Source organism: Pelovirga sp. (assembly GCF_059864205.1).
Window position 1 is genome coordinate 1 of the sequence record NZ_JCBCBS010000029.1, and the last position, 6,462, is coordinate 6,462.

Below are 6,462 nucleotides of genomic sequence, written 5' to 3' on the forward strand. Positions count from 1 at the left end.
AAAACGGCAAGCTGGTCACGCCGCGCGGTTACACTGCCAAATACGGAGAACGTGAATGATCCTCGTATTGGGCGGCACCTCCACCACCCATCAGGTGGTAGCTGAACTGGACGAAGCGGAGGAGCAGCCCCTGATCATCAGTGTCGCCACCGACTACGGTCTGCGGGAGTTCGGCGTTCGCTATCCGGGACGGGTCATCCACACCCGTTTCAGTTTGGAGAGTTTGGCACGCTTTATCGCTGAACAGGGCATCACCCGGATCATTGACACCACCCACCCTCACGCCAGGGAAATCAGCGCCATCGCCCGCCGGGTTGCCGAAGAGTGTGCGATCGTCTGCGAAGATCGGGTACGCCCGGTCGCCGAACTCGAAGTAGAACCGGGAATCGTGACCTGCACCAGCGCCGACGAGGTCGCCGCCTATCTGCAGAACTCCCCCCATCAACGCATCCTCTTCACCACCGGCAGCAACAGCATTGACCGCTTCGCTCCTCTTTCTTCACGGGGTTACGCCCGCGTTCTCCCCTTTGAAGACTCCATCGCCAAATGCGTCGCCGCCGGATTTCCCCGCTCGCGCATCATCGCCCTGCAAGGGCCGTTTTCCACCGACTTTAACCTGGCCCTCTGTCGCGAGTACCGCATTGACTGCATGGTGACCAAGAACAGCGGGGAGGGAAGTGGCTTTGAACAGAAGCGGCAGGCCTGTCGGGAGTTGGGGATCGAGCTGGTGGTGATCGGGTAGGGGGTCAACCATTTAAGAATGTCCCCAGGATCAGATAACTGGGCGACCAGAACGCTGCAAACTGATCTGGAACCGATAAAAAAGTTGCCGAAGTGCTACGCAAACGCAAACCGCTGGTGTTGAAATGTGTCAAGGCCAAAGGCGAGATTACTGCTGGGAAACCAGAGAGGATTGAGCGTCCGGACCAGCTTGAAAGGCCGGGAGGATGTGGTGCCCCCGGTGGTGGAGGTTCGTCTGGGGGTAGGGGAAGGTAAACATAGCAATGCCAGTTGTGCAAAAAATTAGAGTAAAATGGTTTTCAGCAGATGCTCGGAATGTGCTGGAAAGGTCGTGACCTGATATCGGTGGGTTGGCCTGGTCCTATCCCGTCAGGCCCAAAGAAAGCGTAGAAATCCGGGGGCATAATACCAATCAATGTCAAAATTGATATTATACCCCCGGTATGTTCAGGCGAAGGTCAAACTCCTGTCTTCTCCCACGGCCATTTTCCGTCTGAACGTCACATTTCCTTAGGCACTCCTTCGCCGTAAGGCTTAACTGTATGGGGAGTGTTTGCCCAGTCCCTGAATTTTGCATGGCAGCCCAAGCATTTATTTATTTGAGCCTGCGGCAACTTCATTCCCCATTAAATTTTTTGCAATAACTTTAGTGTCATCAGTTTTTTTCGGAGATTTTGCGAACATCTTGTCAGTTTTATTCACACCCGTCTCTGCTACCTGCCAGGGCCACTTGTTTTCCGCCGGCCACTCGGATTCAGGCAAACCGATCACCCGCCCTTCGGCGTCCAGACGGAAGGTGTGCTGATTCTTTTTCCCTGCAAATCCGGCGTCGTCTCCATCCCATCCGCGGGTGCCGTCCATGACGGCGGAAATTTTCTCCGGGGTGTCATAGTCGCTGTGGCAGGTAACACAGGTATCCACCAGCGATTCTTTGAGCATGAGCCCTTCGCCGTTTACGCTGTGAAGACTGTGACACTGTGTGCAGGACCAATCGGCTTTGGGTCCGAGCTTCAGATCAAAGGACATCTGATGGTCTCCACGCCCCTTGCCGTCTGCGGAAACCCTCCTCCACGCTTTACCCCATGTCGGGACGATTGTCTCCACGAAATCTTCCACCTTGTCACCGGGACGGAAGCCCAGGGCGTCCCCCCAACGGTATTCCGGATCAAAATCTTTATGGGTAGCCGTGCGGGTATGGCACTGGGCGCATACGTCGAATTGCTGCGTCTTGGTGAGGTCATCGGGATTGACGATATTGCTCACCAGCGGGTTTGCAATATGATCACTGCCTGGTCCGTGGCACGATTCACAGCCGACACCGATGTCGGCAATAATCTCGCCGGCTGTCAGGCTCGGGTCGGCTTCCCACTTCTCGATGTCATAGCCGGTGGCGTGGCAGCCGACGCAGTTATTCTGCCAGATGCGGTCGTCATTACGGTCTATCCACCTTCCCAGCGGATTTTTTTCATTGGCACGGTCTTTTCTGAACTGCCACTTGAGAAGGCGGTTGCCTGACCCGTCACCGACATTTACGACATAGGTCTGCCGGTTCGTTTTGCCGTGGCCGAAAACCATCACATCCGTTGTGTGAACTGCCGTTCCACTTTCGTTGAGAAAACGGGCGAGGAACTTCCCTTCCTCGTACTTGACATAAACACCGTCAACATCCGTGAGCTTCGTACCGTCGCTCAAAGAGAAGTCTTTGGTCCCGGATATCCCGGTATCCTCGTTTTTATCATAGCAAACCGGATTGCCTGGAGTGTCGCCGAATCGTTCAATCCAGAGACCAAACAGGTCATTTGTCTTGAGGCCGAAACTGTACAGATCGTTAAAGCCATTAAATGCCTCAGGATGCAGGGTTTCCCGCCATCCAGCGTAGGCTTCGGGGTGACATGCCTGGCAGGTATCGGCACCCACATAGGCCGCAAGAACAGGAGTTTCCGGATCTGGCGTAGCGACCGGAGTGAACAAGCGCGAAGAACCGCAAGCGACCAGTCCTCCTGCCAGAGTCAGCGCTACGGCCAGTGCCGGCAACGATCTCCACTTTTTGTAAAAAACCTGCATAAAACCTCCTTCTCGGTTGTGGCCGAATGTCTCTGCTTTCGGTCGGATTAAGCTCCGGGGTCGTATCTCTTTGACTTGTTGTGCAGTCCCTGGTCAGGTTCATTCAGGAACCGTGTAATCGGATTAAGGTTACAGCAAGAGCCGTGCCGTCCTTTTCTGTGACGTGACTCTTCGATCTTGCGCGCCGATCAGCTCTATTCAACCGGGAACGGGACAGACTTTGTGCGGGGGGTTCTAAATAAGGAGAAGCGGCCGGGAGATTGAAATTGAGGACACTACGTGATTGGGCGAAGGTCTGTTTTGATGTTTCATCGGAAGAAGCAGCACGGATACCCTGTCGTTCTGAGAAAAAATGTCTGATCTGGACAATTAGCTATGTCATTTTGACAAAAATTTGAGGTTCAGATGGGAAAATGTCAGTAAAGTGGGCGGTTCTACTCTGCTCCGAGCTTGCGGTAGAGGGTTTTGAGCCCGATTCCGAGGATGCGTGCCGTCTCTGTCTTGTTGCCGCCGGTTCGGGTCAGTGTTCGCTGGATCGCGGCCCGCTCGATCTCGTCGAGTCCGTGAGTACCGTCGAGCAACGGCTCATCGCTGCTGGGGACGCTAGGTCCGCGCACATGGTGGGGCAGGTCCACCAGCAGGATTCGCTCGCCGGCACCGGTGATCACCAGTTCCTCGATCAGGTTGCGGAGTTCACGGACATTGCCGGGCCAGGGATGGGCGCGCAGCGCATCCATAACCCCTCTGCCGAGTGCCGGAGCTGCCGGAAGTTCATAACGATGCGCAAGCTCCTCCAGGAAGTGGTTCACGAGAGGCGAAATGTCGTCGATCCTGTCCCGGAGAGGGGGGATGTCAATGGTGACGACCTTAAGGCGGTAATACAGGTCCTCGCGGAATCCTCCCTCCTGGATCATCCGCTCGAGGTCGCGGTTTGTCGCCGCCACAAGTCGCACATCCACCTTGAGAGAGGTCGACCCGCCGACCCGTTCCACTATCTGGTCCTGCAGTACGCGCAGGATCTTGGTCTGAATAATCGGTGAGAGGTCGCCGATCTCATCGAGAAACAGGGTGCCGCCGTTCGCCTGCTCTATTTTGCCGGCACGAGGGCGTACCGCGCCGGTAAAGGCCCCCTTCTCGTGCCCGAAAAGCTCGCTTTCCGCGAGCGACTCAGTGATTGCAGCGCAGTTGACGATGACGAGGGGACCGGTTCGGCGCCGGCTGGCGCGGTGAAGTTGCCGTGAAACGAGTTCCTTGCCGGTTCCGGACTCCCCTCGAACCAGAACCGTCGCGTCCGTTCCGGCCACTACCGCGACGCGCTGCAGAACTTTGCGGATCGGGTCCGACTGGCCGATAAGGGGCGATTCTGCCGGCGGGACCGGGGAAACGATCTCGCCGTGGCGGCGACAGTTGCCGATGACTCGATCGAGAGTGCGAGCGAGATGGTCGAAACTAACGGGCTTCGCAAAGTAGTCTGCAGCCCCTTCACGCATGGCCTCGACCGCGACATTGACGCTCCCGTATCCAGTGATGACGACAACCGGTAGCCCGGGACGGATCTGGCGCACCTTGCGAAGAAGGCCGATGCCGCTCATGCCCCCCATGAGAACATCGGTCACCAGCACGTCAAGCGGTGCACCCAACGTCAGGGTGAGGGCCTCCTCGGCGGATGCAGCTGTCGTCACCTCGAAGCCGTCCTGACGAAGTCCGCGCGTCATCGCCTTGCGCGTTGAAGCATCGTCATCAACAAAGAGAACTCGCCCTCGAACACCGGCCATTTCTGAATCCTCCATAGATAAAACCTGATACCTAAGCCGTATCGCAACCCGCTGCCGGGGCGCAATCCCGGAGGGTAACCATGAAGGCCGCACCGCCCAGATCTTGCGCATCCCCAACATCGAGAGAACCACCGCAGTCCTGAAGAATGTGTTCCACAATTGCAAGCCCCATACCAGTGCCATCCGGGTGCGTCGTAAAAAAGGGTTCCCGTATCCGTTGGCGCATCGCCTGCGGAACACCGGGTCCGGAGTCCTCGACGAAAATCCGGACCCGTTCCGAGTCAAGAAAGGCCCGGACGCGCACACGACCTCCGTGCGGAGTGACCTTCACGGCGTTACTCACGAGATTGGTCAGGATCTGGCGGATGTGGTTTGCGTGGGCGGGAAGCAAACGAACCTCAGGCGCGATTTGCTTCTCGATTACCACCCCCGCGTGCCTGGCTTCGGCCCCCATCAGAAAAATCGCAGATTCGACGACCGGTCCGAGCGGCTCGGGATCCGGCTTTGGCATGGGTCGCCGAACGCGCGCCATAAATTGATTCAGCGTCTCCACGATCCGCTGCACCTCCCGGTTCATGTCGCCGAACAGCTCGCCAATCTCTTCGTCATCACCGCCACCGCGCTGTAGACTGCGCCCCAGCAGCTGCAGGTGCAAGGCCATGGCGTTCAAGGGCGTCCGAATCTCGTGCGCGATTTCGACCGAGACGGTCCCCATGGCCGAGAGGTGTTCCAAATGCATGAGATTCGAGTAGACCAGGTCGAGTTCACCACTCAGGGAATCGATCCTTTGCGTCCCCTCACGTACCCGATTTTCGAGTTCTGCACGGGCTTCGCGCAGCCGACCGGCCATAGTGATGAATGAGGCGTGAAGGATCGCAATCTCGTTCTCCCCCCGCGGCCCGTGAAGATGTTGGAAGTCGCCCCCTTCCAGACTCCGGATGTCCGACTCGAGCCGCGCCAGCGGCTGGCGAACCAGCACTCGGAAGAGCCCCCAGAAGGACAAAAGAGAAGCGAGCACCACTGCCACCGCCAACCAGACGAAGGAGATATGCCTGCGAGTGAGTTCAGCATAGAAGGGGGTGAGTTCGAGAGACATGAGCAGCATCCCAAGGATCTCCTGGCGCGAATCGTGGCAACGCCGGCATGCGCTCCCGTTCGTGATCGGAAATCCCTCGTGATAAACCGGCTGACCATTCCTCGATGTGTACTCTCGGCTTTCAGAGTGGATTCCACCCGCCGTGTGGCAACCTCCGCATACCTGCTCAGTCGTCGGGTCGAAGAGCTTTCCGATCTCCTCCGGGTGATGAGAAAAAGCGACCCGCCCGTTGGCTGCGACGACCAGGATGTCATGGATATCCGGAAGCTCGACAAGATTCCGCGCCAGGTAGTCCTCGTGAACCGGGAACTTGTCCGGATCGACCGCTTCGAAACTGCGGAGGACAAGGTTGGCCGTCAACGCCGATTTGGATTGCAGTTCCGCTTGCCATCGTGCCACGATGCCGGTATCGCGCCACACGTTGACAACTGCGAGCACCGCCACAAGAAGAGCCGCTGTGGCGATTGTCATTCGCACGGTGATCGAATTCTTCAGTTTCAAAGGAATCTCGCCCTGATAACTGATAACAATATCGTTAAACAAATCACAACCTATGCCCCTCCCTTTGCCGCGTCAAGCAAATCCTCCCCCTGCCGGATCGATAGACTGTCCCCAGCGATCAGTAAAAACAAGCTCTTCCAGCGGCAGGCGGGGTTGCCAACCGGCTGTTTCCAATTCGGGTTTGTTAAAAAAGAAATCGGTATAGCCAAGGCATAAATAGGCGACGGGGACGATCCTTGCCGGGATATCCAGGATCTCCTTGAGGCGTTGCTCATGCAGGATGCT

The 6,462-nt window shown here is 57.1% G+C and carries 4 protein-coding genes and 1 pseudogene; 1 reads left to right on the forward strand and 4 read right to left on the reverse strand.

Features of this window, described 5'->3' with window-relative positions; all coding sequences use genetic code 11:
- Positions 1 to 55: 55 nt before the first annotated feature.
- Positions 56 to 742 carry a precorrin-6A reductase gene (gene cobK / locus AC6F7T_RS01870; RefSeq protein WP_500716275.1) on the forward strand — a complete coding sequence of 229 codons (687 nt, stop codon included), beginning with the start codon at positions 56 to 58 and terminating at the stop codon, positions 740 to 742.
- 590 nt (positions 743 to 1,332) lie between these two features.
- Here the strand turns inward: cobK and AC6F7T_RS01875 are convergent.
- The 4 genes and pseudogenes from AC6F7T_RS01875 to AC6F7T_RS01890 form a co-directional block, all read right to left on the reverse strand.
- Entirely contained in the window at positions 1,333 to 2,775 is a 1,443-nt protein-coding gene (locus AC6F7T_RS01875; RefSeq protein ID WP_500716276.1) for a multiheme c-type cytochrome, read from the reverse strand.
- Between the two features lie 464 nt (positions 2,776 to 3,239).
- Positions 3,240 to 4,595, reverse strand: coding sequence for a sigma 54-interacting transcriptional regulator (locus tag AC6F7T_RS01880; protein ID WP_500716277.1), 1,356 nt, complete (start codon positions 4,593 to 4,595; stop codon positions 3,240 to 3,242).
- A 16-nt stretch (positions 4,596 to 4,611) separates the two neighbouring features.
- The gene (locus tag AC6F7T_RS01885) at positions 4,612 to 6,219 is read right to left on the reverse strand and encodes an ATP-binding protein (protein WP_500716278.1); all 1,608 of its coding nucleotides are present in this window, start codon (positions 6,217 to 6,219) and stop codon (positions 4,612 to 4,614) included.
- Between the two features lie 30 nt (positions 6,220 to 6,249).
- Positions 6,250 to 6,462, reverse strand: a pseudogene (locus AC6F7T_RS01890) (hypothetical protein); the annotation flags it as partial.

What these genes read in the sequence shown, in the direction of transcription:
- cobK (WP_500716275.1), top strand. Translation starts at nt 56, where the DNA reads ATGATCCTCGTATTGGGCGGCACCTCCACCACCCATCAGGTGGTAGCT.
- AC6F7T_RS01880 (WP_500716277.1), bottom strand. Translation starts at nt 4,595, where the DNA reads ATGGAGGATTCAGAAATGGCCGGTGTTCGAGGGCGAGTTCTCTTTGTT.